At 71.5% G+C, this 23,628-nt stretch carries 17 protein-coding genes; 6 read left to right on the top strand and 11 right to left on the bottom strand.

Going from position 1 to position 23,628, the window contains the following annotated elements:
• Window position 1: 1 nt before the first annotated feature.
• Window positions 2-1,567, bottom strand: coding sequence for a sigma 54-interacting transcriptional regulator (locus AC6JA9_RS14020; RefSeq protein WP_408891021.1), 1,566 nt, complete (start codon window positions 1,565-1,567; stop codon window positions 2-4).
• Between AC6JA9_RS14020 and AC6JA9_RS14015 the strand changes: the two genes are divergently transcribed.
• The gene (locus AC6JA9_RS14015; protein WP_497959915.1) at window positions 1,566-2,549 is read left to right on the top strand and encodes an RNA polymerase sigma factor; all 984 of its coding nucleotides are present in this window, start codon (window positions 1,566-1,568) and stop codon (window positions 2,547-2,549) included. The two genes, AC6JA9_RS14020 and AC6JA9_RS14015, sit on opposite strands and share 2 nt — an antisense overlap.
• Here the strand turns inward: AC6JA9_RS14015 and AC6JA9_RS14010 are convergent.
• Window positions 2,485-3,846 carry a TAXI family TRAP transporter solute-binding subunit gene (locus AC6JA9_RS14010; RefSeq protein ID WP_223752215.1) on the bottom strand — a complete coding sequence of 454 codons (1,362 nt, stop codon included), beginning with the start codon at window positions 3,844-3,846 and terminating at the stop codon, window positions 2,485-2,487. The genes AC6JA9_RS14015 and AC6JA9_RS14010 overlap by 65 nt on opposite strands.
• 60 nt (window positions 3,847-3,906) lie before the next feature.
• The gene (locus AC6JA9_RS14005) at window positions 3,907-5,349 is read right to left on the bottom strand and encodes a hypothetical protein (RefSeq protein WP_408891022.1); all 1,443 of its coding nucleotides are present in this window, start codon (window positions 5,347-5,349) and stop codon (window positions 3,907-3,909) included.
• A 395-nt stretch (window positions 5,350-5,744) separates the two neighbouring features.
• Here AC6JA9_RS14005 and AC6JA9_RS14000 point away from each other — a divergent pair, with 395 nt between their 5' ends.
• On the top strand, window positions 5,745-7,751 hold the full coding sequence (locus AC6JA9_RS14000; RefSeq protein ID WP_223752213.1) for a COG1470 family protein: 2,007 nt from the start codon (window positions 5,745-5,747) through the stop codon (window positions 7,749-7,751).
• Between the two features lie 67 nt (window positions 7,752-7,818).
• Here AC6JA9_RS14000 and AC6JA9_RS13995 read toward each other — a convergent pair whose 3' ends face one another.
• The 4 genes from AC6JA9_RS13995 to AC6JA9_RS13980 form a co-directional block, all read right to left on the bottom strand.
• On the bottom strand, window positions 7,819-8,745 hold the full coding sequence (locus AC6JA9_RS13995) for a TolB family protein (protein WP_497959913.1): 927 nt from the start codon (window positions 8,743-8,745) through the stop codon (window positions 7,819-7,821).
• A gap of 147 nt (window positions 8,746-8,892) precedes the next feature.
• Window positions 8,893-9,705, bottom strand: coding sequence for a LytR/AlgR family response regulator transcription factor (locus tag AC6JA9_RS13990; RefSeq protein ID WP_223785066.1), 813 nt, complete (start codon window positions 9,703-9,705; stop codon window positions 8,893-8,895).
• A gap of 273 nt (window positions 9,706-9,978) precedes the next feature.
• Window positions 9,979-11,109, bottom strand: a complete 1,131-nt coding sequence (locus AC6JA9_RS13985; RefSeq protein ID WP_497960688.1) for a sensor histidine kinase — start codon at window positions 11,107-11,109, stop codon at window positions 9,979-9,981.
• Between the two features lie 162 nt (window positions 11,110-11,271).
• Window positions 11,272-12,930 (bottom strand): M14 family zinc carboxypeptidase, encoded by a 1,659-nt coding sequence (locus AC6JA9_RS13980; RefSeq protein ID WP_267696979.1) that lies wholly within the window; start codon window positions 12,928-12,930, stop codon window positions 11,272-11,274.
• A gap of 79 nt (window positions 12,931-13,009) precedes the next feature.
• Here AC6JA9_RS13980 and AC6JA9_RS13975 point away from each other — a divergent pair, with 79 nt between their 5' ends.
• Entirely contained in the window at window positions 13,010-13,468 is a 459-nt protein-coding gene (locus tag AC6JA9_RS13975) for a YaiI/YqxD family protein (RefSeq protein ID WP_141325926.1), read from the top strand.
• Between the two features lie 10 nt (window positions 13,469-13,478).
• On the opposite strand, the gene AC6JA9_RS13970 is transcribed toward AC6JA9_RS13975, so the two are convergent.
• The 3 genes from AC6JA9_RS13970 to AC6JA9_RS13960 all read right to left on the bottom strand — a co-directional run bounded on the left by AC6JA9_RS13970 (window position 13,479) and on the right by AC6JA9_RS13960 (window position 17,571).
• A complete protein-coding gene (locus AC6JA9_RS13970) occupies window positions 13,479-14,936 on the bottom strand; it encodes a glycoside hydrolase family 6 protein (protein ID WP_223785064.1) in 1,458 nt (485 codons plus the stop codon).
• A 197-nt stretch (window positions 14,937-15,133) separates the two neighbouring features.
• Window positions 15,134-16,807, bottom strand: coding sequence for an amidase (locus AC6JA9_RS13965; RefSeq protein WP_223752208.1), 1,674 nt, complete (start codon window positions 16,805-16,807; stop codon window positions 15,134-15,136).
• A 26-nt stretch (window positions 16,808-16,833) separates the two neighbouring features.
• A complete protein-coding gene (locus AC6JA9_RS13960; protein ID WP_223752207.1) occupies window positions 16,834-17,571 on the bottom strand; it encodes a lysophospholipid acyltransferase family protein in 738 nt (245 codons plus the stop codon).
• 113 nt (window positions 17,572-17,684) lie between these two features.
• Here AC6JA9_RS13960 and AC6JA9_RS13955 point away from each other — a divergent pair, with 113 nt between their 5' ends.
• The 3 genes from AC6JA9_RS13955 (at window position 17,685) to AC6JA9_RS13945 (ending at window position 21,471) form a co-directional block, all read left to right on the top strand.
• Window positions 17,685-18,581 carry a PilZ domain-containing protein gene (locus tag AC6JA9_RS13955; RefSeq protein WP_223752206.1) on the top strand — a complete coding sequence of 299 codons (897 nt, stop codon included), beginning with the start codon at window positions 17,685-17,687 and terminating at the stop codon, window positions 18,579-18,581.
• Between the two features lie 57 nt (window positions 18,582-18,638).
• Entirely contained in the window at window positions 18,639-20,420 is a 1,782-nt protein-coding gene (locus tag AC6JA9_RS13950) for a leucine-rich repeat domain-containing protein (RefSeq protein ID WP_497959910.1), read from the top strand.
• A gap of 223 nt (window positions 20,421-20,643) precedes the next feature.
• Entirely contained in the window at window positions 20,644-21,471 is an 828-nt protein-coding gene (locus AC6JA9_RS13945) for a mechanosensitive ion channel family protein (protein ID WP_223785062.1), read from the top strand.
• A gap of 66 nt (window positions 21,472-21,537) precedes the next feature.
• Here AC6JA9_RS13945 and AC6JA9_RS13940 read toward each other — a convergent pair whose 3' ends face one another.
• A complete protein-coding gene (locus AC6JA9_RS13940; RefSeq protein ID WP_497959909.1) occupies window positions 21,538-22,479 on the bottom strand; it encodes a hypothetical protein in 942 nt (313 codons plus the stop codon).
• Between the last annotated feature and the right edge of the window lie 1,149 nt (window positions 22,480-23,628).

Genomic DNA, 23,628 nt, shown 5'->3' with positions numbered 1-23,628 from the left:
ATCACTCGGCGGGCCCGAGCCCCAGCTCACGGACCCGCCGCTGGAGCGCGCGCCGGGAGACCTCCAGCCGTCGCACCATCGCGTCCAGGTCCCCCGCGCACTCGTGGAAGCAGCGAGAGATCTCCTCCGCGCTCACGTCCTTCACCGTGCGGATATGCGGGCTGCGGTCCACCAGGTTGTAGAGCGACGCCCGGGTGATGCCCAGCCGCTCCGCCGTGCCCTTCAAATCCCACGAGCACTCCCGCAGCGCCTCCAGGAGCTCCCGCTCCGACACCTCCGCCGGCTTGCGGCGCGTCAGCGCCACGGGCTCCTCGCGCTTGCCGGAGCCCAGCTCCGCCTCCAGCGACGCATCCACCTGGAGCCGAGGCTGCCCCCGACTGCTGATGACCAGCTGCCGGACCACGTTGCGAAGCTGGCGCACGTTGCCGGGCCACTCGAAGTCCAACAGCCGCGTCGCCAGCGACGCGGGCAGCCACGGCTCCGCGTAGGGGTCCTCGGGCTCCAGCCGCCACGCCTCGCCCAGCGACTCCAGCTCCAGCCGCGCGAAGTGATGGAAGAGCAGCGCGATGTCCTCACGCCGCTCCCGCAGCGCCGGCATCTGGAGCGTGTAACCGGAGAGCCGATGCAACAGTGGTGCGCGAAACCGCCCCTGCTCGATGAGCTCCTCCAAGGGCGCGTCCGTCGCGGCGACCAGCCGCACGTCCGTGACGACGGGCGTATGTGACCCCACCGGGAACACCTCCCCCGTCTCCAGCACGCGCAAGAGCGCCACCTGCACCTCCGGCGGAGCCTCCCCCACCTCGTCCAGGAAGAGCGTGCCGCCATGGGCCGCGCGGAAGAACCCCTCGCGACTCTGCGACGCACCTGTGTAGGCCCCGCGCTGCGCGCCGAACAACTCCGAGGCCGCGAGCTCGCGTGCCAGCGTGCCCAGGTTGACGCTGATGAACGGCCCCCTGCGACGAGGACTCCGCTGATGGAGCGCCCGGGCGACCAGCTCCTTCCCCGTGCCCGTCTCCCCCCGCACGAGCACCGGCACCTCCAGGTCCGCCACCTGCCGCACGCGGGTGCGCACGCGGCCCAGGGCCAGGCTCTGCCCCACCATGCCCAGGGTGTCCGCCGAGCGCTCCGCGTCCAGCGCCACGCGATGCAGCAGCACCACCACCCGCCCGCCCAGCTCCAGCGTCACCCCCGCCGCGAGCACCTCCGGCCGGAAATCCCACGCACCCCCGGGCACACCTCCGACCACCACGGACGTGCCCTCCGCGTCCACCTCCAGCCGGAGCCCGCCCTCCGGACGCGGCAGGAAGCGCAGCGGACGTCGGCTCAGGAACGGGTCCGCCAGCGGTCGCCCCACCCCCTCCCCCACGCGCGTGAAGAGCGGCTCGTTGCGCGACAGGGCCACCTCACACCCCGCGAGCAAGGCCTCCATCACGTAGCGCTCCCCCACCCTCGACGCGAGCGGATGGGAGACCAGCGTCAGCGCCGGCGCCAGGGGCGCGGACTGGGAGTCGCCGCCACGCCGCGGGGGGCTGGCGGTGGAGACATCATCGAGGAATCGCTGCGACATGAGGGGGACGCTCGGCGCCGGAGCCGGGGTTCTCCTCCAGGCTACACCGAGGAGGCCCGGGTCGAGTCTGACGCCAGCCTCCCCGGGCCTTCGGCTGACATGTCAGCGCCCGCCGCTGACATGCCAGTCCACGCTTCCGGGCGCCGCCGTCCGAGGGACAGGCGTGGGCATGGCCGTTGCTCAAGGGGGCCTCACACGCAGGGGTGAGCCCACGGTGAAGACTCTCAACGAAACGACGTCGACCCGCTTCTGGGAGCTGTGGCGGCAGCACCAACCGAGGCTCCTCGCCAGGAGCGTGCGCCAGCTCGGAGGCAACCACGCCGACGCGGAGGACGCGCTGGGCGCCGCGATGCTCCGGGCCGCGGAGGCCTGGCCCCGCGAGTCCCACCGCCTCCACAACCCCGAGGCCTGGCTGACGCGCATCCTCCACAACACCTGTGTGGACCAGCACCGCGCACGGGCCCGCCGCGCGGACGACCTCACCGACGACACGTGCACCGAGGCCACGGCCCCCCTCCACGCCCCCTCGCCCGAGCACCTCCTGCTCGAGCGCGAGCGGGCCCGGCTCCTGTGGCGCCACGTCTCCCAGTTGCCGGAAGCCCTGCGCCAGGCCTGCGTCATGCGCTTCGAGCGGGACCTGGATGGACGCACCATGGCCGCACAGCTCGGGCTCACCCACGTGAACACGCGGCGGCGCCTGATGCGCGCCTGTCAGGTGCTGCGCGTGGCCATGACGGGAGGCGTCGACCGAAGCACGCAGAGGGGGCCAGTCCCCCGTGCCCCCGTTACGCGCGTGACGGGCGCGGGGCTGTCGCCGGCGCCGGGCGGGTGGAGCCCCGAGCCGGGGCCGACACCTCGCGCCCCCACGACCCCGGGCGTGGCGCCCACGCGAGCGCCCCGCGCGAGGTCCGAGCCGACTACGCGCTGGCGGAGTGCGCGTGCGCGTCCGCCCCGTCCCGCCCACCGGAGAGCCGACGGATGAGGCGACGGCGCACCACCTCGATGTGCTCGCGGAAGAAGTAGAGGTTCTCCGCGTACGCCAGCGGCATGGGGATGCGATTGACCTCGCGCTCCGCCTCCTCCAGGCGCTTGAGCATGTCCTCGAGCATCTGCTGCCCGGGGTTCTCATCGAGCTGGATTTCAATCTCCTTCAGCCGCGCATACCAACGCACGATGCGCGAGCGCATGCGCCACTGGTACACCGCCGGCACCGCCCGGAACAGCGGCACCACCACCGCGATGATGGGCACCAGCATCACCCACAGCCGGTCCACCAGGTTGGCGGCCCAGAACGGCAGGTAGCGCTGCAGCAGGGGGACCCCCGCCTCGTAGTAGCGCTTCGCCTCATCGCTGAGCGGGAAGCCCGTCTCGCGGGGCGCGGGGAACTCGGCCGCGCCGTCCAACAGGCCCGCCTTGCCGTGGACCTCGCTGGCCGCGCGCATCAGCAGATACGCCAGCGCCGGGTGCAGCGAGTCGCGCGCCACCAGGTTCGCCGTGGGCGCGATGACCACCACGTCCTCGGCCGGCACGTCCGAGGCCAGGTTGAACACACCCCGGGGCAACACCAGCCGCGACAGGTACGGGAAGCGCCGCGCGTACGCCGCGCCCCGCGTGAAGCTCAACAGCCGGATGCCGGGCACCGCCGCCAGCCGGTGGATGGCGGGCGACTCGGCCGGAGAGATGAGGAAGATGGCGTCCACCGTCCCCTGCTTGAGCTGCTCGATGGCGGCCTCGCGCTCCAGCGGCATCAGCTCCGTGGGCGCCTCGTCGATGCCGTTGGCCTTCAAGAGCGTGATGGCGAGCGCGCGCGTGCCGCTGCCCTCCGGCCCCACCGCCACCTTGCGGCCCTTGAGCTGGCGCACGTCCTCCAGGGGCTCACCCCGGTAGAACACCCACAGGGGCACGTAGGACAGACTGCCCAGCGACACCACGTTCCCCGCGGCCTCCCCCGCCACCGTGCCGCTCTGCACGAAGGCCACGTCCACGCCCGAGGACTCGTCCGCCAGCAGCGCCACGTTCTCGATGGAGCCCTTCGTCGAGCGCAGCTCCAGCTTGATGTCGTGCCTGGCCAGGAAGTCCTGGTACTTCCGCGCGTAGTAGCGGAAGCCGCCCTCGTCCTGGGACATGGCCAGCACCAGCGTCTTGGGCGGCGCGGGCTTGATGAAGTGGAACGCGGCGGCGAAGGCGACGCCGATGAGGAGCAGCGCGGGGGTGAGCGTCAGCCACAAATCCCGCCGGAGCGTGCGCCGCAGGTGCTGCTTGAGGGAGTCCGCCGTCATGGTGGGCGCGGAGTATAGACATGCCTCCGCGCCCACATCCGAACCTTGGTGGACCGAGGACTACGGGCAGTCAGCCGGGCAGACGGTGGTCGTCTCCCACGGCTGGCACGTGGCATCCCCGCACGAGGCGTTCAGGAACGTCTCCAGCACCGCCTTGCGGTGGGGCAGGAAGACGTTGGTGAGCGCCGGGGAGATGCGGTAGCGCGGGCCGAACACCCCCGAAAGCGGGTCGAACTGCTCACCCACGTGCACGAAGCCGCCCGACGGAGGCCAGACGAGCCCGCCGCCCAGGTTCGCGCCGTTGCTGTTCTCGTGGCAGCCGGCGCACGACAGCGCCATGGAGCGCGCCACCACCTGCTGCGGCGTCAGCGTGCTGCCCGCCGCGGCAATCGCCGCCTGGACGTTGGTGTGGAAGGGGCTGGGGCCGGGGCCGAACTGCGCGACGTACTGGTTCTCGAACACCCCCACGTGGCTCTGCCCGCTGTTGAACGCGTCCGGGATGGTGTTGTTGAACAGGTTGATGTCATTGACGGCCAGCGCGGGCACCTGTCCGGGGAACAGCGAGCCCTGGAACGTGGGCGCGAGCGCGTGGCCGGACGCCGGGTTGAACAGCGTCCCACCCGGGTTGACCTTCACCGTCACCGGGACGAAGCGCAGCTGGCAGGGGGTGGCGCCGCACATCGTCCGGCGCACGCTGAACTCACGCAGCGTCCACGGCCGCCCGATGAACTGGTTGGTGCGCACCTGCCCCGTCGCCACGCTCCCGGAGCGGTTGCCGTAGTTGTCGATGTGCACCACCGGCATGACGCCCGCGCCCGGCAGGCCGTTGAAGTAGAAGCCCTGCAGCGCGGCGATGCGGGACGACAGCGTGGTCATCCCCGTCAGCGAGGCCCAGAAGTTGGCGACCGGCTGACAGCCATTGAGGCCCGCGGCGGGGTTGGGGTTGGGCAGCACCGCCTCGAAGATGAGCAGGTTGCGATTGCCGCCGCCCGGGATGCCCGAGCGCTTGCCGAAGACGATGCGGTACTCACCGCAGTCGCTGCCCGACACCGGCGCCAGGTCGAAGCGGTTGACCAGCGCCAGCGGGATGTACTCGTCGGGGTTGGTGCCCGGGTTGATGAAGGGGTTGACGAACGCCTGGTTCGACTCCGGCCGCGGACACTCGAAGGGGAAGGTGTTGAAGACGGGCAGACAGCCCGGGGGCGCCTGCGTGCTCCACCAGTCCTGGAAGAGCGCCAGCGGCGTCAGGCCCGCGACCCCCGACTGCGTCACCAGCTGCGTCATCACCCGCAGCAGCGTGAAGTTCCTCACGATGGCGTCCTCGGTGACGATGAGCGACGCCCGAGGGTCCACCGTGATGGCCATCGCCGACGGCCCGCTCGGCAACGGCAACATGCCGATGCCACGACGCTCCGGATGACGCGCCGGGTCCGCCTCCACCACCTCGGGCACCGGTGACTCGGGCTCCACCGCCGCGTCCCCACACGCCGAACCCAAGGCCAACAGCGCGCACACCACTCCCACGCGCCAGCTTCCCTGGCGCATTTCAAACATGCGTTGCATTCGCGTTCTCACACCCGCGCGGACGGCCGCGCCCCCTGCCAGGGATGAGCAACTCCGGCCCCTGCCGGAATCACGACTTGGCAAGATATGCCGTGATTACACGTTTATACATTGTTCATTGGCATAAATCCACGCCAACCCGCACACGGGGTGACGCGGGAGCAGTGCCATCCCGAAGACGTGAAACACCTCCAAGGTGGGACGGGCGACAGACGCGCGGGCGGGTCGTGCGGGCTCTGGGCGGGGGAGATGCACAGCATGATGCGGGGTGCCGGTGACACCAGCACTCGCGCGGAGAGGGGACGCCGCGCCGGGTCATCGAGGGGGGAACATTCATGGACACGACACGACGCGCCGTGCGCGTCCGCGCGAGCTTTCATCTGGCCATCCTGATGACCTGTCTCGTCGGCTGCGGCGGCCACCTGGAGTCACCCGACACATCCGGGGGGGAGGCCGTGGACCAGCGCGTGGAGTGGGCCTATCAGGACTACTACCGCGTGGACCTCGGCCCTTCGGGCGCGCTGGCCAGCAGCCGGCTCAGCCATGGGACGGTGTTCGTCCCCATGCTGCGCCCGGGGACGCACGCCCCTGTCCTGGGGCTGGATGGAACACCGCTGCGCTACACGTGTGGTGTCACGTTCATCTCACCGCGCCGGGCCATCACCGCGGCGCATTGCGTGGATGCCACGAACGTGTGGTCCCCCGCGAACCAGCTGCTCGAGGTCCGCATGTATGACCCCATGCGCAGCGACGAGGTGGGCTGGGAGGCCACTGCGCGGAGCCTGTCGGGCACCTTCCCGCGCTATCGCAAGACACCGCTGGGGCCGGGCTACAGCACGACGTCCTACGGCTGCCGCGTGGTGGCGCGCTGCGGAGGGCCGTATGGCGACTACCGCTGCCCCGCGGCCTTCCCCCGCGCGGACACCGCGCTGCTCGACTGCGGAGATTCGAGCCCCGGCTGTCGCTATGACTACCTGGGCGTGGCCGGGTCCGAGGGCGAGGGCCTCCCCGTCTCGATGTCGTGGACCCACGAGGTCTACACCATCCCCGCGGACCGGGGCTCCGACCTCTGGCGCCACTACACGCGCTACGCCGGCCACGAGCCCACGCTCAACTACCACTACTACGACGCCCACCAGCTGCTGCCGCTGCGCTCCACGCCGTGGTCCCCCTCCGGCCGCCCCCGCGTCTCGCTGGGCGTGACGTCGACGGGCACGGACGCTCGCCTCACCGAGCTGCATGGCTGCCACGGCTCTTCGGGCGCGGGCATCACCCAGCGCAACACGGCGCTGGGCACCGAGGAGCTGCTCGGGCCCGTGGCCGTGTGGGATTCGTGGGTGTTCCTGGCGCACGACTACGACTTCCTCTGCGAGGACCCCGAGCGCACCGCGCGCGGCCCGGGAGACGCGGGGCTGGGCTACGCGCGGCTGGCCTTCACGCGCAAGCTCGTGGAGTCGAGGAGCGCCTCGGATGTCTGCGATGCCCAATCGCCCGGCCTGTTCCCCAACCTCCACCTGTGGCTGGAGCACGATGTCTGGCTATTGCGCCGTGCCCCGCTCACGCCGCAGGCCTTTCCCAAGCCCTGGCCCTGCGTCGAGGCCACGTGCTCCGCCTGGGAGCGCGTGCGCTTCCCCAACGAGCCGCTGGTGCCCGTCGGGCGGAGCAGCCCCCTCTCGCTGCCGCCCGCGCGGGTGGTCTCCGGCATGAGCTATCGCGTGTCGGTCCGCGTCCGCGCGCTGGAGGCCACGCCGCCGCGAGTCACCCTCACCCTGGGCGGCCAGACGCTCCTGCGCGGAGCCAGGCCCCAGAGCCGTCCGGGCGAGGCCGCGGGGCTCGTCGCCACCACCTTCGTCGCGACCAGCGGAGGCACGCAGACGCTGAAGCTCTCGCTGGAGGCGGACTCCGGCGCCGCCGCGGTGACGGAGTGGGTCGTCGTCTCCGACACGCTGGCCCAGGGCTTCGAGTACCGCTCGCAGCGCGTGGGGGTGGGCATCCTGGAGCCCGGAGCGTCCGTGCCGGTGCCGGCCACGTGGACCCGGGGTGAGACCTCGCGCTTCGCGTCGCTGCTTCGCGGCGGACAGCGGTGGGTGGCGACGCGGCAGGCGCTCGTGCCGGGGCGCGGCTGGGCCGTGGCCTTCGACACGTCGCGCGCCACGCGGGGGATGATGTGCGGCTTCATCACCGCCGACGGGCGGGAGCCACGCATGCCGTGTGACGCGGTGGCGAAGCGGGTGCGCGCCAACTTCCAGCTGGGCACCGCGCAGCCCGTCGCGTTCTTCGTCGACCTGCCCGAGGGCCACCCCGACGTGGCCCTGGACAACCTGCGCCTGCAGTCGCGCTGAGATGCTCGCGCGGGGCCCTTCCGCCCGGAAGAGGGATGACTCCGGGCGGAGGCGCTCACGCGGTGGCTCAGTGGCTCACGTCGCAGGTGCCGTCGTCGGACAGCAGCCCGCCGACGCGGACGTGGTAGAGCTCCCCGGGGACGAACGGCTCGTACTGGTGGCGCACGAAGTAGAGCGTGCGCTGGTCCGGCGAGAGCGTCGGGTGGTACTCGTCCAGGTCCGTGTTCACCGTCGGCCCCAGGTTGCGCGCCGGCTGCCAGCCACGCCACGTCTTGCGGGCGACGTAGAGGTCACCGTAGCCGTGGCCATCCGGGCGGGCGATGGACGCGAACAGCAGCGTCCTGCCGTCCGCGAGGACGTTGGGGTTGAACTCCCAGGACTCGGTGTTGATGGCGGGTCCCAGGTTCTCCGCGGGGCCGTAGGAGCCGTCGTGACGCGGGCGCGAGCGGTAGATGTCCCAGCCGCCGTAGCCGCCCTCGCGGTCCGAGCCGAAGTACAGCGTGCCCTCCGCGTCCACGCTCGGGTAGAGCTCGTCGGCGGTGCTGTGGACCGCGGCGCCCAGGTGACGCGGCTCGCCCCAGCCGCCATCGCGGCGACGCTCCACCACCCACATCTCCACGTCCGTGCGCGGCTGGCCGTTGACGGGACGGATGGAGGAGAAGAAGAGGCGGCGTCCGTCGGGGGAGACGAACGGGTCGATGTCTGAGTGCACGCCGGAGAAGGACGCGGGGCGGGGCTGCGTCCAGCGGCCGTTGCGCCACTCGGAGAAGACGATGGTGGCCTGACGCGTCTCGGGGAAGAAGCCGGCGCTCACGCCCCAGAACGCGGTGCGGCCGTCCGGCGTGAAGGCGATGCGCCACTCCTCCTGCTCGGGCAGGGAGATGAAGCCGGGGGAGAGCACCTCCGGCGTGCTGGGCGCGGAGGCGGAGGCGGACGTCGCGACGGACAGCGCGAGCGTCGCGAGCAGCGTGGGGATGCGACGGGACGACGACATGGTGAGCTCCTCTCGGGTGTGGCGAAAGGAGCCGGGCTCGCTCTCGCCATGGCCGTAGAGGTACAGGGTGCCCGCTCGCCTGTCCGGGAAGCGGGGATGAAGCGAGGGGGGCGCGGGATGGATGGCGCGCCACCAGGGACGGCGCCTTCAGCGGGCGCTGTCGCTTCCCAATCCCAGCGCGGCCTCGACGCGCGCGCGGTGACTGCGACCGGTGCGCACGGCGGTACCGCTCGAGCCGAGCACCAGCAGGTACTCCCCCTGGGACAGCGGCTCCGCCTCGCGCACCTGGTCCAGGTTCACGAGCACGGAGCGGTGCACGCGCAGGAAGCGCCGTGTGTCCAGGCGCTCCTCCAGGTGCGTCAGCGTCTCGCGCAGCACGTGCTGCTCCGCGCCCACGTGCACGCGCACGTAGTTGGCCTCGGACTCGACGTGGGAGATGGCGGAGCAGTCGACGAAGCGGATGCGACCGTCCACCTTGACGGGCAGACGCCGCAGCGGGGCCTCCGCCAGCGCGAGCCCGGACAGGAGCGCCTCCTGCCGAGCCACCGCCTCGCCTCGACGCACCAGCCGCACCTGCTGGCGCGCGCGGGCGAGCGCGGCGCGGAAGCGCTCCTTGTCATAGGGCTTGAGCAGGAAGTCCAACGCCTGGGCCTCGAAAGCGCGCACGGCGTGCTGCTGCCACGCGGTGACGAAGACGACCACGGGCAGCGACTCGGGCGGCAGCGCGCGGAGGACCTCGAAGCCGTCTCCCGCTGGCATCTCGACGTCCAGCAGCAGCACGTCCGGCGAGGACTGGAGCACGCCGCGCACGGCCTCCGCGCCGCTGGCGGCCTCGGAGACGAGCTCGACATGCGGCTCCGCGGCGAGCAATGCGCGCAGGCGCGAACGGGCGAGCGGCTCGTCATCCGCGAGCGCCACGCGAAGCACGGACGGCTCCACCGCTTCACCACCGCCCATCATCACCCAGCCCTCCCGGACGCGCGCTCCATCACGACACGCCGACGCGCGGCTCTCATGCGGCCACCCGCTCCGGCGAGCGCCACGCGAAGCACCGACGGCTCCACGACCTCATTACCGCCCATCATCACCCTGCCCCCTCCACGCGCGGCCCTCCTGCCGCCACCCGCTCCGGCGAGCGCCACGCGAAGCACCGACGGCTCCACGACCTCTTTGCCGCCCATCATCACCCTGCCCCCGGAGGCGGGCTCCATCACGCCCCCCCACGCGCGGCGCTCATGCGGCCACCCGCTCCGCGCCGGGCGCGTCATCGAGCGGAACCCGCAGCTCCACCACCGCGCCGCGAGGCGTCCCCGCGCGCAGCTCCAGCACGGCACGAGGCCCGTACAGCGTCGCCAGCCGGGCGCGCAGGTTCGACAGCCCCACCCCGCCACCTCGCGGAGGGCCGCTCACGGGGGGGCCCATCCCGTCATCGCTCACGCACAGGCGCAGCACGTCGCCCTCCCGCTCAGCGGAGATCTCGATGCGCCCGGGCTCCGCGCGCGGCGCCAGCCCATGACGGATGGCGTTCTCCACCAACGGCTGCAACGCTAGATACGGCACGCGCGCATCCAGCACGTCGGGCCCCAGCCTCCAGGCGACCTCCAGTCGCGGCCCGAAGCGCGTCTGCTCGATGTCCAGATACGGCGCCAGCGCCTGCTGCTCCTCGCGCAGCGTCACCTCCTGCCGCGCATGGGACTCCAGGCTGTGGCGCAGCAAGTCCCCCAGGCGCGCCAGCATCTTCTCGGCGGCGTCCGGGTCCACGTGGACCAGCGAGGACACGGCGTTGAGCGCGTTGAAGAGGAAGTGGGGGCGCAGCTGCGACGCCAGGGCCTGCAGCCGCGCCTGCGCGAGCTGCGCCTGCAACTGGTCGGCGCGCCGCTGACGCACGTGCGCGCGGCGCGCCAGGCCCAGCGCATGCGCTCCCGCCGTCAGCAACACGAAGGGCAGCAGGTTGTTGACGACGCTCTGCGCGAGCACGTCGAGCACCTGCGGCGTGCGCTCGTACCAGCCGATGAGGTCCTGCGTGAGCACGACGAAAGTCGCCCGCCCCAGCACGACGACGAGCAGCGCCCCTCCGTGGAAGCCCAGCGCCCGCCGCAGGTGCCCCCGCGACAGGGGCACCCGCTCGGACAGGCGCAGACACATCACCGTGATTGGCACCCACAGCAGGGAGCTGGCCAGCGACATCCGCCACAGCGCCCCCTCCACGACCTTCAGCTCGCCGATGCGTTGCAGCAGCTGCGTCTGGCTCACGGAGATGAGCGCATCCGCGAGCCACCACCCCAACGCCCCGAGCCACACGGCCCAGGACGGCAGGGGCTCCACCTCATCCACTCGGGGACGAACCGGCTCCGCGTCGCGCATGCGCACGGAGGCTAGCCATCTCCCGGGACCGCTTCCACGTGCCCTGGGATGAACCGCGCCGCCTCAGGGATGAACGGCGTGCCCCCCGTCAGGCGGGCAATCCAGCGTCGCGGTGACGTTGCCATCCTGCTGGACCCCGACCCGCGTCAGGGCCCTTGGGCCTCACTCCGCCTTCTTCGGCGCGGGAGCGGGGCTCACCACGCGGTGCACGGGGTAGTAACCGCCCACCTCCAACAAGGTGTCCAGGAACTGCCACCGGCAGAAGCCATCATCGGAGTGCGGCTCCAGCAGGTAGACGGCCAGCGTGCCCGCGCGCTGCGCGGTGGGGACGCGGAGCGTGCCCTGGGCGAACTCGCGCTCGCCGCGCTCGGGCGACACCGTCAGCACCGTCTCGAAGCGCACCGGCTTGGGCTTCTGGCTCAGCGGCACCTCCGCCTGCCCCGGCGGCGGCACATTGGCGGCCACGTCCGGGCTGAAGGTCTCCTCGCGCCGGGCGATGCGGTAGCTGTCCACCAGGAAGCGCTGCGCCTTGGGGAGCACCTCGAAGCGGATGCCCTGCGACTCCAGCCGGGGCGCCAGCTCCGCGGGCACCAGGTACGCCTCCGGCGTGCTCACCGACTGCGTCGGGATGAAGGTGCGGAAGTGCGGCACGCGGTAGACCTTGCGCTTCTTGCCCGGGAAGCGCCGCTCCGTGACGCTCTTCTCGTCGAACGCCTGGATGCGCGCCAGGTCACCGGGCTTCACGTAGGCCGGGTAGTCGAACGTCAGCTTCCCCTCCCCGTCGCGCGTGGCCACGCCGTAGTTGATGCCCACCAGCGTCTGCGGATCCGGCGTGGTGCCCCGGGCGATGATGGCCTCCTCCTGCGCCTGGGTGAGCGCGCGGTACGTCTTCGCGCTCCGGGCCGCCTCGCGAATCAGCTCCAGCAGCCACGCGTACATCACCGCGCAGCGGCGCGGGAAGTCGATGTAGCTGTACGTCTCCAGCAGCACGTCCAGCCGGCCGAGCAGTCCCCGGTAGTGGCTGCCGAAGCGCGGCAGCGCCGGGTACGTATGCCAGCCCGAGCTGGGCACGCCCTCCTCGCGGTAGTTGCCGTACCAGAAGCTGTCGAAGCCGTGGCGCTTCTGCACCGCCTGGGCGACGCGGTCCAGCATCTGCCGGTTGTAGTCGCGCAGCTCCTGGAACAGCGGCTCGTTGGAGTGCGACGTGTCGTAGGTCAGGTCGAAGTCGTGGATGCTGCCGTCGGTGGTGTGGCAGTCGATGAACAGCTCCGGCCACCACGTCTGGTGCAGCTTCGCCATGGCGCGCGTCTCCGGCGCCTCCTGCTTGGTGCTGTCGCGGTTGAGGTTCCAGCCCTCGCCGGTGTAGCGCGTGCCCACGCCGCCCGCCGGGTTGACCTGCCCCTCCAGGTCCTGGAGGTTCAGCTTGCGGTTGTTGGGGCTGATGCGGTCATTGCCGTCCGGGTTGAAGTTCGGCACCAGCACGAGCACCAGCTTGTCGAGCAGCTTCTGGCCCAGCCTGGTGAGCGTCAAATCCCGCGCGAGCGCGAGCACCGACTCCTTGCCCTCCACCTCGCCGGCGTGGATGTTGGCCTCCACCATCACCACGACCTTCTTCTGCTTGCGCGCCAGCTCCGGCGTGAAGCAGTTGCGGTCGCTCACCACCAGCGACACCAGGGGCTGGCCCTCGCCGCTGGTGCCGAAGTCCACCCGTCGGGCGAGCTTCGTGCGGCGGCAGAGCTCGTCGATGAAGGCGAGCACGTCGGAATGACGCGAGGTTTCAGCGTGATTCGAGGCTTCGGCGCGGGTGAGCAGCTCGGACATGGGCGCGCATCCGAGCGCCACGCATGGGCGGCGTCAAGCACTTCATCTTCGCGCCTGTCCACGCGAGGATGCGAGCGCCATGCGAATCTGGGTCGACGCCGATGCCTGCCCCACGCCCGTCCGCGACATCCTCCTGCGCGCCTCACAGCGCCTGAAGGTGCCGCTCGTCTTCGTGGCCAACAAGTCCCTGTCCCTGCCCCGCTCGGAGCTCGTCTCCACCGTGCAGGTGGGCGCGGGGCTGGACGTGGCGGACCAGCACATCGCCACCTCCGCCCAGAAGGGGGACCTGGCCGTCACCCAGGACATCCCCCTGGCGGCGCTGCTGGTGCCGCGCGGCGTGGTGACCCTGGACCCGCGCGGCGAGCTGTTCTCCGAGGAGAACATCGCCGAGCGGCTGTCCGTGCGGAACTTCATGCAGGAGCTGCGCGAGAGCGGCGTCGTGACGGGCGGCCCCAGCGGCTTCAACGCCCAGGACCGCCAGCGCTTCGCCGCCACGCTGGACCGCGAGCTGGCCCGGCTCCTGCCCAAGCGAGGCTGAGCCCCGCCCGTCAGGTGCCGTCGATGAGCCGGAGGGCCAGGTCGGGGCTGAACGTGCCCGCGGGCGTGTTCGGCGCGATGCCGCAGTTGCCGTCGGAGTCCCCTGGCACCTTCACCCACAGGAGCAGCTCCGCGCCACCGCCCACCTGGGACGTCACGCCCAGCCGGCGGCCGCCGGGGTTGCACCACTCGCCGTTGTGGCCGTTGCCATTGCGGCTGGTGTCCACGACGAAGGGCTTCGTGTAGCCGTAGCGCGAGGTGAGCGCGGTGTTGACGTGGGTGCCGTACGTCGTCGACTGCGCCGTCGTGTAGAAGTTCGACACGTTGAGCGCGAAGCCGCGGATGTTGCGCACGCCCGCGGACTCCAGCCGCTGCGCCATGGTGTCCGCGCCAATCCAGTTCGCGTTGCCGCCGTCCAGGTAGGCCCAGGTGTTGGGCGCCCTGTCGCGCAGCTGCTCCGTCGCGTAGCGCAGCAGGGCCAGGCGCGTCTGGCGCTCGGGGTCGCTGGGCAGACAATCCAGCTGCGCGACGGCATCCGGCTCGATGATGACGATGGCGGGGCGGCTGCCCAGGCCGGTGACGAAGGCGGAGATCCACGCGCGATAGGCCTCCGGGCTGCCCGCGCCGCCGCCGGAGTGGCTGCCGCAGTCACGCCCGGGGATGTTGTACGCCACGAGCACCGGCAGCTTGTCGGCCGTGTCCGCCGCGCCCACGAAGCCGGACACCGCGGCCGTGATGTCGCCGCTCCAGTTGCCGAACCAGCGCGCCCCCGGCTTGCTCGCGATGGACGTCTGGATGCGCGAGGCGCGCGAGTCCCCGCCGTTGTCGCGCACCCAGACGGCCGGGTTGGAGTGGGGGTCCACGTAGAAGCCGCTCGTCATCGCCACCGGCCCGCCGCCGCCCGGATTGCCTCCGCCCGACGTGGTGAGCGAGACGTTGTCCAGGAACAGCGAGAAGGCGCCCCGCCCGCCCACCTGGAACGTCACCTGCCCCGCCGCCGTCGCGAGATTCGAAGTGAAGGGGAACGTGAACGTGCGCGCCGTGCCATCCAGCGTGATGTTCTGGTCCAGCGGCGCGGTGTACGGCGCCGCGCCCAGCTGCACCGTGGCCCGCACCGTCACGTTCGCCGTCGCGGAGGCGGTGAAGGTCAGCGTGTACGCCTGCCCGTTCGCGAGCGCGATGTTGTCCTGCCCCATGGGCGCGTCCCACGGATTCGCCGTGCCACCCGTGACGTTGACGCGCAGCCGGCCGTTCTCCACCACCGACTGAGTGTTCGGTCCGCTCCACCAGGGCGCGGTCTGCCCGTTGCTGAAATCTCCGTTGACCACCAGCTCCACCAACTCCGCGGCCCGCACGCCTGTCGACTCCGGCGTTGGCGCGGGCGTCTCCGACGAGGACGGACCACATGCCGCCACCAGCGACGCCGCGAGGACGAACGGCACCCAACCCACCTGCGGACGCAGTTGCATGCAACAATTCCTCCTGCCCGGAACCGGATGCCAGGAATTGACGTCCAGCGAATCACGGGCCTGTGGCAGCCTGGAGAGTCCACGCTGCCGCGCCGAGGGAATAATGGGCGGGTCTTTCTGGTTTTGCCAGCGTTAATACACACAAGCCCACCAGGAACGATGGGCTTGGCAAATTCCAGGATGTCTTTGAATCGTGCTCAGCGCAGGGCGGTGACATGCACGGCGGGCGTGCGAGCGGCCGTGGCGCGCTCCACGACGCGGCCCAGGCGCAGCAGCAGGTGCTCCTCGTAGGGGCGCCCCATGAGCTGCAGGCCCACGGGCAGCCCCGCGCTGTCGTGGCCGGCCGGGACGGACAGGGCGGGGAAGCCCGTCAGGTTCCCCTCGCGCACGAAGCGCATCAGCGCGTCGACGACGGGCAGGTTCGACTCGCCGTCGGGCAGCGTGCCCTCGGGGATGAGGGGCGCGGTGGTGGCCGTCGACGGGGTGACGAGGACATCCACGCCCGCCATGACGGCGAGCAGCTCGCGCGTCAGCCGGTGGCGATGCCGCAGGGCGTGCACCAGGTCCGTGGCCCGGAAGTGCCTGCCGATGGCCAGGTTGGTGCGCGAGTCGAGCCCGAAGTCCGAGGCGTGCTCGCGCGAGTGCGGCAGCATCGACTCGGCCATCTCGCTGAGGATGATGCAGCTGTGCGTCCAGAGCACGGTGTTCAAATCCGGCGCGGGCACCTCCACCACGGTGGCGCCCGCGGCCGTCAGCGCGCGCACCGCCTCCTTGCAGCGCGCCACCACGTCCGGGGACGCGTCCTCGAAGTAGGGCCAGCAGATGCCCAGCCTCACGCCCGTCAGGTCCGCGCGCTCGTAACCGGACAGGTGATGCGGGGGCTGGCCCTGGGAGACCAGGTCCTTGCCGTCAGGTCCGGCGAGCAGCGCATACGCCGCCGCGACGTCGTCCACCGTGAGGCCCAGGGGCCCCACGTGCCCCACGTTCCAGCACAGGGGCGGCACGCCCGTCTCGGGGATGCGGCCCCACGTCGCCTTGAGGCCGACGATGCCGCACAGGGCCGCCGGGATGCGGATGGAGCCACCGCCGTCCGCGCCGATGCTCAGCGGACACAGGCCCGCGGCGACGACGGCGGCCGAGCCGCTGGAGCTGCCTCCGGTGATGTGGCCCCGGTTCCACGGGTTGCGCGCGACGCCGTGGTGCGGATTCAACCCGATGGGGTTGATGCCAATCTCGTTCATGTTGGCCTTGCCCAGGATGAGCGCGCCCGCGGCCTTGAGGCGCGCGGCCACCGTCGAGTCCACCGAGGCCACCTGGTGGCGGAAGCGCGTGCCCAGCGTGGTGGGGAAGCCCGCCAGGTCCACCTCGTCCTTGAGCACCACCGGCACGCCGTCCAGCACGCTCAGCGCGCGGCCCTCGCGATGGCGCCCGGCGGAGGCCTCGGCGGCGCGGAGCACCTCGTCGGGCTTGCGCGCGATGAACCACCCCATGCGCGCCTCGCCGCGCTCCAGCCGGTCGATGGCCTCGTTCAGGCGACGGGCCACGGAGACCGGGTCCGCGCCGCCCTCGCGGTAGGCCCGGACATACGCGCCCACCGTCTCGCGCTCCGGCGTCACGGGCTGCGCCAGGATGGCGCGCGAGGCCTGCTCCGTGGGGGACTGGGGCTCGGTGGCGGGCGCGCCCGGAGGCAGCGGGTACTGGAGCGGGGGCGCATCACCGGCGGACAGCTCCCGCCACCGGTCGATGCCGCTGTCGCGCACCAGCTTCTCCAGCACGGGTGAGCCGACGGCGCTCTCCAGGGTGTTGACGAACGCCTTGAGCGCCAGCCCCGACACGCGTGGCGCCTTCACCGGGTTGCGTTGGTAGGACATGCCCTGGAGCCTACCCCCGGGCGGGGCTATTCCAAGCCCCGCTCCCGGGCGAGGGCGCGCAGCCGCTCCACGAGCGCGTCCCGGTCCTCGTAGCGCAGGCCCTCGGTGGGGATGGCGGGCAACAGCTCCACGCGCACCCGCCCCGGCCTGACGCGCCACTCCCCGAAGGGCAGCACGTCCCGCGCGCCGTGGAACACCATGGGGACCAGGGCGGCGCCGGAGCGGATGGCGAGCACCGCCGCGCCCTTGCGGTAGGGATTGAGCCGGCCGTCCTCGCTGCGTCGGCCCTCGATGGACATGTAATAGCTGGCGCCCTCGCGCAGGGCCTGGGCGGCGCGGTCCACGGCGCGGCGCGCCTGCGCGCTCCACTGGCGCACCACCACCGTGGAGCCCTGGGCCCAGGGCACCCAGCCCGCGAAGGGCAGCGCCGCATACTCGATGTTCATGAAGATGCGCACGGGCCGGGGCAGCGCCGGGGGCGTCACGAACGTCTCGCTCAAGCTCGTCTGGTTCAGTTGCAGGAACAGATACGAGGATGCGTCGTAGCGGCCCTCGTTGTGGTCCACCACCTCCACGTCCACGCCGAAGACGCGCCGGGCCCACAGACACCACGTCCGCATCAGCGCGTCCGAGGCCCCGGGGCTGACGGGCCCCAGCAGGAGCGCGGGCGTGAGCAGGGGCGGCATCGCCGCGCACGCCACACCCCAGCGCAGCAGGCTCGACAGCAGGCCCGGGCGGGTAGGAAGCGAGGGAGGGACGTCCATGCGCTGGCCTATACCAGGGTGTATGCATGAGGACAGGGTGGAAGTGGACCTCTCGCGCCAGTCCGTGAGGACATGGCAGGCTGGGAGGCGCGAAAGGCAGGCAGGGGGGCATCATGGGAAGTCCACGCGCCAACGCGCTCGAGGAATACAAGACGCTGCTGGAGCGACAGCGCACGGCGCCGCTCGGCCCCGACGAAGCGCAGCGTCTGGAGTTGCTCCGGGACGTGCTGCTGGAATTGGGAGCGCTGCCCCCCGAGGGCAGCCCCCTGCCCGCGCGTCCCGCTCGCGCGGACGCGGTGTTGGAGCTGACGTTCGCCACGCAGGATGACGTGGTGCGCGCGTACAGCAGGAACATCGGCACGGGAGGGCTCGCCATCCGCACCCCGCGCGCGCTGCCGGTGGGGAGCACGCTGGAGCTGCGCATCACCCTCCCCGACTCGGCCCAGGCGCTGCGGGCCTTCGGTCAGGTGGCGTGGTCGCGCGAGGACGGCATGGGCGTGGCCTTCACGCAGCTGGCACCCGACGGTGAGCAGCGATTGAAGGCGTTCGTGGCCCAGGACGCCTCGCTGCTCCAGCGCGTGCGGGGCGTGCTGAAGACGGATGTGATGGAGCTCTTGAAGAAGGACGTGAGGGAGCTGGGCAAGGGGCCCGCGCCCCAGGCCGCCAACGCGGTGGAGCTGGACACGCGGGAGCCGGTGCTGGTGCGCCTGTCGGACGCGCGCTTGATGGCGCTCATCACCGAGCTGTTCGAGCAGAAGGGCCTGCGCGTCGTGACGGACAGCGACAAGCCCGCGCGCATCATCATCGTGGACACGGGCTCCGCGCTGGATGTGCTCAGCACGGCGGCGCGCCCCGGCTCGCGCATCGTCATGGTGAACGTGAGCGGACCGGACTCGCTGATGGGCCGCCTGTCCAACCTCAGCCCCGCCGCCTTCGTCAAGCACCCGGCCAGCGCGGCCGCCGTGCTCGTCGCCGTGGAGAGGCTCCTGTCGGCGACGAAGTCCTCCTGAGCCGGGAGGGGAACCGCTACGCTCGGCCCGATGAGACCTGGGACGTGGCGGCTCCTCGTGGGATTCCTGATGGGCTGCGCCACCACGCCGCCTGTCGCCCCTCCTGCTCCTCCTCCGCGCGTCGAGCCACCTCCCGCGCTGCTCACCGCCTACCGCGTGCTTCCCGAAGGAGGGCTCGAGCGCTGGCGCCCCCTGACGACGGACGCGACCGGCTTCCAGCCCCCCACCGGGGGCACGTGGTGCGCGGAGCCGCTCGGCGCGCTCGTGACGGAGGAGGAGGCACGTCAGCGGGCCACCGCTTTGAAGGCGCATCAGGTGCCCGAGCTCTGCTTCGACTCGGCGCCCCTGCCCGCCCCGTCGCTCCTCGCGCGGCTGCTGCGCGACTCGGGCGCGGTGGGCCTGCGCGCCTCGGGCACCCCGCTGGGCGACGCGCACCTGGAGGCCCTGCGGGAGTTCACCGCCCTGGAGGCCCTGCACCTGGACGGCACCCGGGTGACCGACGGGGGGCTCGCGCACGTGAGGGAGATGCGGAGGCTGGCCGTCGTGCGTCTGGATGAGACGGCCATCTCCGACGCGGGCCTCGGCTTCCTGTCCGGGCTGACGACGCTGCGGCGCCTCACCCTCGCGAGCACCGCCATCAGCCCGCGTGCGCTGTCTGCCCTCGCCGCCCAGTCGGAGCTCGAGTGGCTGGACCTCTCCGACACCGCGGTGGACGACACCGTCCTCGCCTGGGTGCCCGGAGCGCGCCTGCACACGCTGGTGCTGAGCGGGACGCACGTGACGGACGCGGGCCTCGCGCGGCTGCGGGAGCTGCCGGGCCTCACGTGGCTGGGCCTCGCGCGCACCGGGCTCACCGACACGGGCCTCGCGCACCTCGGCACGCTGCGGAACCTGGAGGCGCTGCACCTGGGCCACACCCGCATCACCGACCTGGGCCTTGGCCACCTCTCCGGCCTGAAGGCGCTGCGCGCCCTGGTCCTCACGAAGACCCACCTGCGGGGCCCGGGGCTCCGGCACCTCGCGGCACTGAGCGCGCTGGAGCTGCTCCACCTCGACGACACCCGCGTGGACGACGCGGCCCTGCGACAGGTGCGAGGACTCGTGGCCCTGCGGGAGCTGGAGCTGTCGAGGACCGCCGTCGCGGCGGGGGGACTCGACGTGCTCGCGGGCTTCATCGCGCTGGAGCGGCTGGGCCTGTCCGGCCTGGCCGTGACGGATGACTCGCTCGCCGCGCTTCGAGGGCTGGAGCGATTGGTTCGGCTCGACCTGAGCGCCACGCCCATGGGCCCCCAGGCCCTGGGGCATCTGCACGCGGCCCTGCGCGAGCTGGACGTGAGCCGGACCGCCTTCAACGACGAGTGGCTGCCCGCGCTGCGCGCCCTGCCCCACCTCCAGTCCCTGCGCGCCGAGCGCACCCTGCTCACCGACCTGGGGCTGGGGCAGCTGGCCGAGCTGGCCGGCCTGGAGTCGATTCACGTCGCGGGCACGCCCATCAGCGGCTCCGGACTGGTGGCCCTCCAGCGACTGCCGCGCCTGACACGACTGGACCTGGGCGCCACGTGGCTCAACGACGAGAGCCTCCAGGCCCTGAGGGGCTTCCCCCAGCTCACCTGGCTCAGCCTCGCCCGGGCGCGCATCGGCGATGCGTCCCTGGGACATCTGCCCAGGACGCTGCACACGCTCCACCTGCCCCGCACCGGTGTCACCGACGCGGGCCTGGCCGCGCTGCGCGCCCTGCCCCAGTTGCGCGTGCTGGATGTACGAGGAACCTCGGTGTCGGACGAGGCCCTCGGGGCGCTGGTCCGGGAGCGAGGGCTGCGGCTCGTCACCGCGCCCTGAAGGGCCCACGCCGCCGCGTCGAGGCCCCCCTGACGCGTCAACGTTCGCGGCTGACGTGTCCAGGCTGGGGAGGACCTCCCCGCGTCGCTTGTGACCTCGGCATGAGGAAGCCGGGCATTCGCAGACTTACGTGAGGCCGCCGGGATGGCCCGTGCCCTGCACACGCGGCCGGACCGGAGCAGGCCCGCCACGTCCGTGGACTCTCGGCCGCTTCAGGAGCGTCATGGACGCGGTCATCGAACAGTTGAAGACGTTGGCTCTCGCGGAGGCCTTCCCGTTCCTGCTCAAGGCAATGGGCGCCCTCGTGTTGTGGTTCGTGGGACGTGCAATCATCAGCACCTTCCGGCGCGTGTTGAACCTGACGCTGCAGAAGCGGCAGTTCGACGCCACGCTCATCCGGTACATCGAGTCGCTGTTCGCGGGCTCCCTCACCATCCTGTTGCTGCTGGGCATCCTGGGGATGATGGGGTTCGAGACCACCTCGTTCGCCGCGCTGCTGGCCGCCGCGGGCATCGCCATCGGCACGGCGTGGTCCGGGCTGCTCTCCAACTTCGCCGCGGGCATCTTCCTGCTGGTGCTGCGGCCCTTCCGCGTGGGCGACGAAATCTCCGCCGCCGGCGTCACGGGCCTGGTGCAGGAGATCGGCCTGTTCGCCACCACCATCGACACGGGCGACAACCTGCGCATCTCCGTCGGCAACAACCGCCTCTTCAGCGACAACATCATCAACTTCAGCCACCACCCCCACCGCCGCATCGTGGTGAAGGTGCCGCTGACGCACGGCGGGGACATCCATGGGCTGATGAAGGCCTTCCGCGAGCGCGTCGTGGTGGTGCCCGGCGTCCAGGCGGTGCCCGTGCCCAGCGTCGACGTGGCGGAGTTCACCGCGCAGGGGCCCGTCATCGCCATCGGCGTGAATTGCAAGCCCACCCAGGCGGGCGCCGTGCAGGGCGCCGTCTCGCTCGCCGTGGAGGAGACGCTCATCGCCACCGGCTACGTCGTCCTCGCGCCGTCGGCCCTGCCGCCGCCACAGCTGGCCCGGGCCGGCTGAAGCAAGGCGCCTTCCCGGGGCGCCCCTTGGAGCCGAGAGGGGCGCTCCCAGGTCCGGCGGAGGCGCTCAGCGCGCGTTCACCGCGGCGTTGCACGCGGCGTTGGCCGCGTCGGCCCAGCGCTTCCCGATGGCCGCGTACCCCGGCGCCTGGACGAACGGCGGCAGCATGTCCTCCGACGTGCGCTCGTTGTGCATGTTGAGCGGCCAGATGTCCTGGGCGGCGCAGGCCAGCCGCACGGCCCTCCAGGACAGCCCCGCCGCCTCCATCACCCGCAGGTAGTCGTCCCGCTCCAGGCTCCTGGCCGCGTTCTCGAAGATTTGTGGCCGCATGGCGCGCGTCGCCGGCTGCACGGGCCACCAGTCCTTGCTGCGCCGGCGGGACTCCTTCACGTCCGCCTCCCGCAGGGCCGCCAGTCGCGTCTGGAAGCTCGCCTCCGTGTCCGTCAGCAGCTCCAGCGCCTTCTGCCCCATGGCCGCGTAGAACACGTCGCTCGAGTGGTCCTTGCGAGCCTGAGGCCCCACGAACGCGACGTACTCCCGCGTCGCCGCGAGCAGCTCCCGCTCCGCGTCCTCCACCGAGGGCACCGCCGCCGAGCGCGTCTCCGGCACCTCGCGAAAGCCGTCCTCCTGCGACACGGCGGACCGGGCCTGGGGGCCCGGCCACGGGAAGAAGTAGCGGTACCAGACCACCCGGTCCGGGAACACCAGCGCCAGCTCCGGCAACCGGGGCGGGGAGTCGGGCGGCTCGTACAGCACCCAGATCGAAGGGTCGGAGACGCGGAGCGAGCGGATGGCCAGGAGCCCCCGCGCCTTCATCCGCTCGAACCACCGGTCGAACGACGGCTCGAAGCCCCCGTCCACCTCGAAGCCCAGGAAGGTCTCCGGGCTCCGCGCGAAGGAGCCCGCCCACGGGTCCTCGAGCATCAGCGCGCGCACCGGGCGGCCCTCCAGCCGCGCGTTGCCGACGATGGCCGCCTGCCAGGCATACACATGAACCGGGTTGATCATCCCGGGGACTCTAGCGCGCCCTCCCCACGACAGGGATTCGCGCGAGCCTCACCGGGCCCCGCAATGACAGCCGCCAGAGGGCGAGGAACTCCGCCCCCTGGCGACTCGCGTCTTGGACAGGCACTCTACGTGCCCAAACAAGGACTACAGCGCGTAGGCGGCGTCCAGCACGGGCTGCGTGGGCAGCGGGAGAGAGCCACCACAGCCACGGGGACCACCACGAACCTTGGTCTTGATCTGCATGACGAGCTCCTATCGAGAACAGCCTGGGTTGGACTCAGTCTGGAAGACTGACGACTACGGGATCTGCGTGAGGACGCCGCCCGTGGTGCGCACGGGAATCGCAACACCACCGCCACAGCCACGGGGACCGCCACGAACCTTGGTCTTGATCTGCATGATGGACTCCTCGGAATCAGGTGTGAGTGAAGTCAGCTCGGGATGCTGACGGAGGACTACGGGATGGCCGCGAGCGCGTCGGAACGCACCGCGATGATCACGCCACCACCGCAACCACGGGGACCGCCACGAACCTTGGTCTTGATCTGCATGATGAGCTCCTTGGTGAGGATGACTCCATCGCTGGAGTCGGGTGAGGATGATCCAGCGCCGACTACGGCAGCTGGGTGCGGACCGTGCCGGTCAGCACGGGCAGGGAACCGCCGCAACCACGGGGACCGCCACGAACCTTGGTCTTGATCTGCATGATGAGCTCCTGGTGAGGATGACTCCATCGCTGGAGTCGGATGGATGAAGCGGTGATGCCAGTCGACTACGGCAGCTGCGTGCGGACCTGGTTGGTCAGCACCACGCCACCACCGCAACCACGGGGACCGCCACGAACCTTGGTCTTGATCTGCATGGTACGCTCCTGGATGTACTGCGTTGACACCAGACACCCAACCCCGGGGATTGGATGGCTGGAAGGCGTTGATGAAAAGCTCTTGAGTCTACGGACGACGACACCTTCTGGTTCTTCAGGTGCCAGCCAATCTATACACACCCCTCTGACACGCGAGCTCCAAGGTCACCCGCGGTCCCGCCGCCCCTCGGCCGGCGCTGCTCCCGGCCCCTCCACAACCCGCGCTACCCGCCCCTATTCCCCGTCCATCCAGCCATTACGCGGCTCCCGAGTCGCCATTGCGTGCG

It is taken from the genome of Myxococcus sp. MH1 (assembly GCF_059738865.1).
Note: the sequence above shows the minus strand (reverse complement) of the source record. Positions and strands in the feature narration are given on the sequence as shown.

Excerpts from the sequence above, each read along its gene's own strand:
- AC6JA9_RS14015 (WP_497959915.1), top strand. The coding sequence starts at position 1,566 with ATGAGGGGGACGCTCGGCGCCGGAGCCGGGGTTCTCCTCCAGGCTACA.
- AC6JA9_RS14020 (WP_408891021.1), bottom strand. The coding sequence starts at position 1,567 with ATGTCGCAGCGATTCCTCGATGATGTCTCCACCGCCAGCCCCCCGCGG.
- AC6JA9_RS14010 (WP_223752215.1), bottom strand. The coding sequence starts at position 3,846 with ATGACGGCGGACTCCCTCAAGCAGCACCTGCGGCGCACGCTCCGGCGG.
- AC6JA9_RS14000 (WP_223752213.1), top strand. The coding sequence starts at position 5,745 with ATGGACACGACACGACGCGCCGTGCGCGTCCGCGCGAGCTTTCATCTG.
- AC6JA9_RS13995 (WP_497959913.1), bottom strand. The coding sequence starts at position 8,745 with ATGTCGTCGTCCCGTCGCATCCCCACGCTGCTCGCGACGCTCGCGCTG.
- AC6JA9_RS13990 (WP_223785066.1), bottom strand. The coding sequence starts at position 9,705 with ATGATGGGCGGTGGTGAAGCGGTGGAGCCGTCCGTGCTTCGCGTGGCG.
- AC6JA9_RS13985 (WP_497960688.1), bottom strand. The coding sequence starts at position 11,109 with ATGCGCGACGCGGAGCCGGTTCGTCCCCGAGTGGATGAGGTGGAGCCC.
- AC6JA9_RS13980 (WP_267696979.1), bottom strand. The coding sequence starts at position 12,930 with ATGTCCGAGCTGCTCACCCGCGCCGAAGCCTCGAATCACGCTGAAACC.
- AC6JA9_RS13975 (WP_141325926.1), top strand. The coding sequence starts at position 13,010 with ATGCGAATCTGGGTCGACGCCGATGCCTGCCCCACGCCCGTCCGCGAC.
- AC6JA9_RS13970 (WP_223785064.1), bottom strand. The coding sequence starts at position 14,936 with ATGCAACTGCGTCCGCAGGTGGGTTGGGTGCCGTTCGTCCTCGCGGCG.
- AC6JA9_RS13965 (WP_223752208.1), bottom strand. The coding sequence starts at position 16,807 with ATGTCCTACCAACGCAACCCGGTGAAGGCGCCACGCGTGTCGGGGCTG.
- AC6JA9_RS13960 (WP_223752207.1), bottom strand. The coding sequence starts at position 17,571 with ATGGACGTCCCTCCCTCGCTTCCTACCCGCCCGGGCCTGCTGTCGAGC.
- AC6JA9_RS13955 (WP_223752206.1), top strand. The coding sequence starts at position 17,685 with ATGGGAAGTCCACGCGCCAACGCGCTCGAGGAATACAAGACGCTGCTG.
- AC6JA9_RS13945 (WP_223785062.1), top strand. The coding sequence starts at position 20,644 with ATGGACGCGGTCATCGAACAGTTGAAGACGTTGGCTCTCGCGGAGGCC.
- AC6JA9_RS13940 (WP_497959909.1), bottom strand. The coding sequence starts at position 22,479 with ATGATCAACCCGGTTCATGTGTATGCCTGGCAGGCGGCCATCGTCGGC.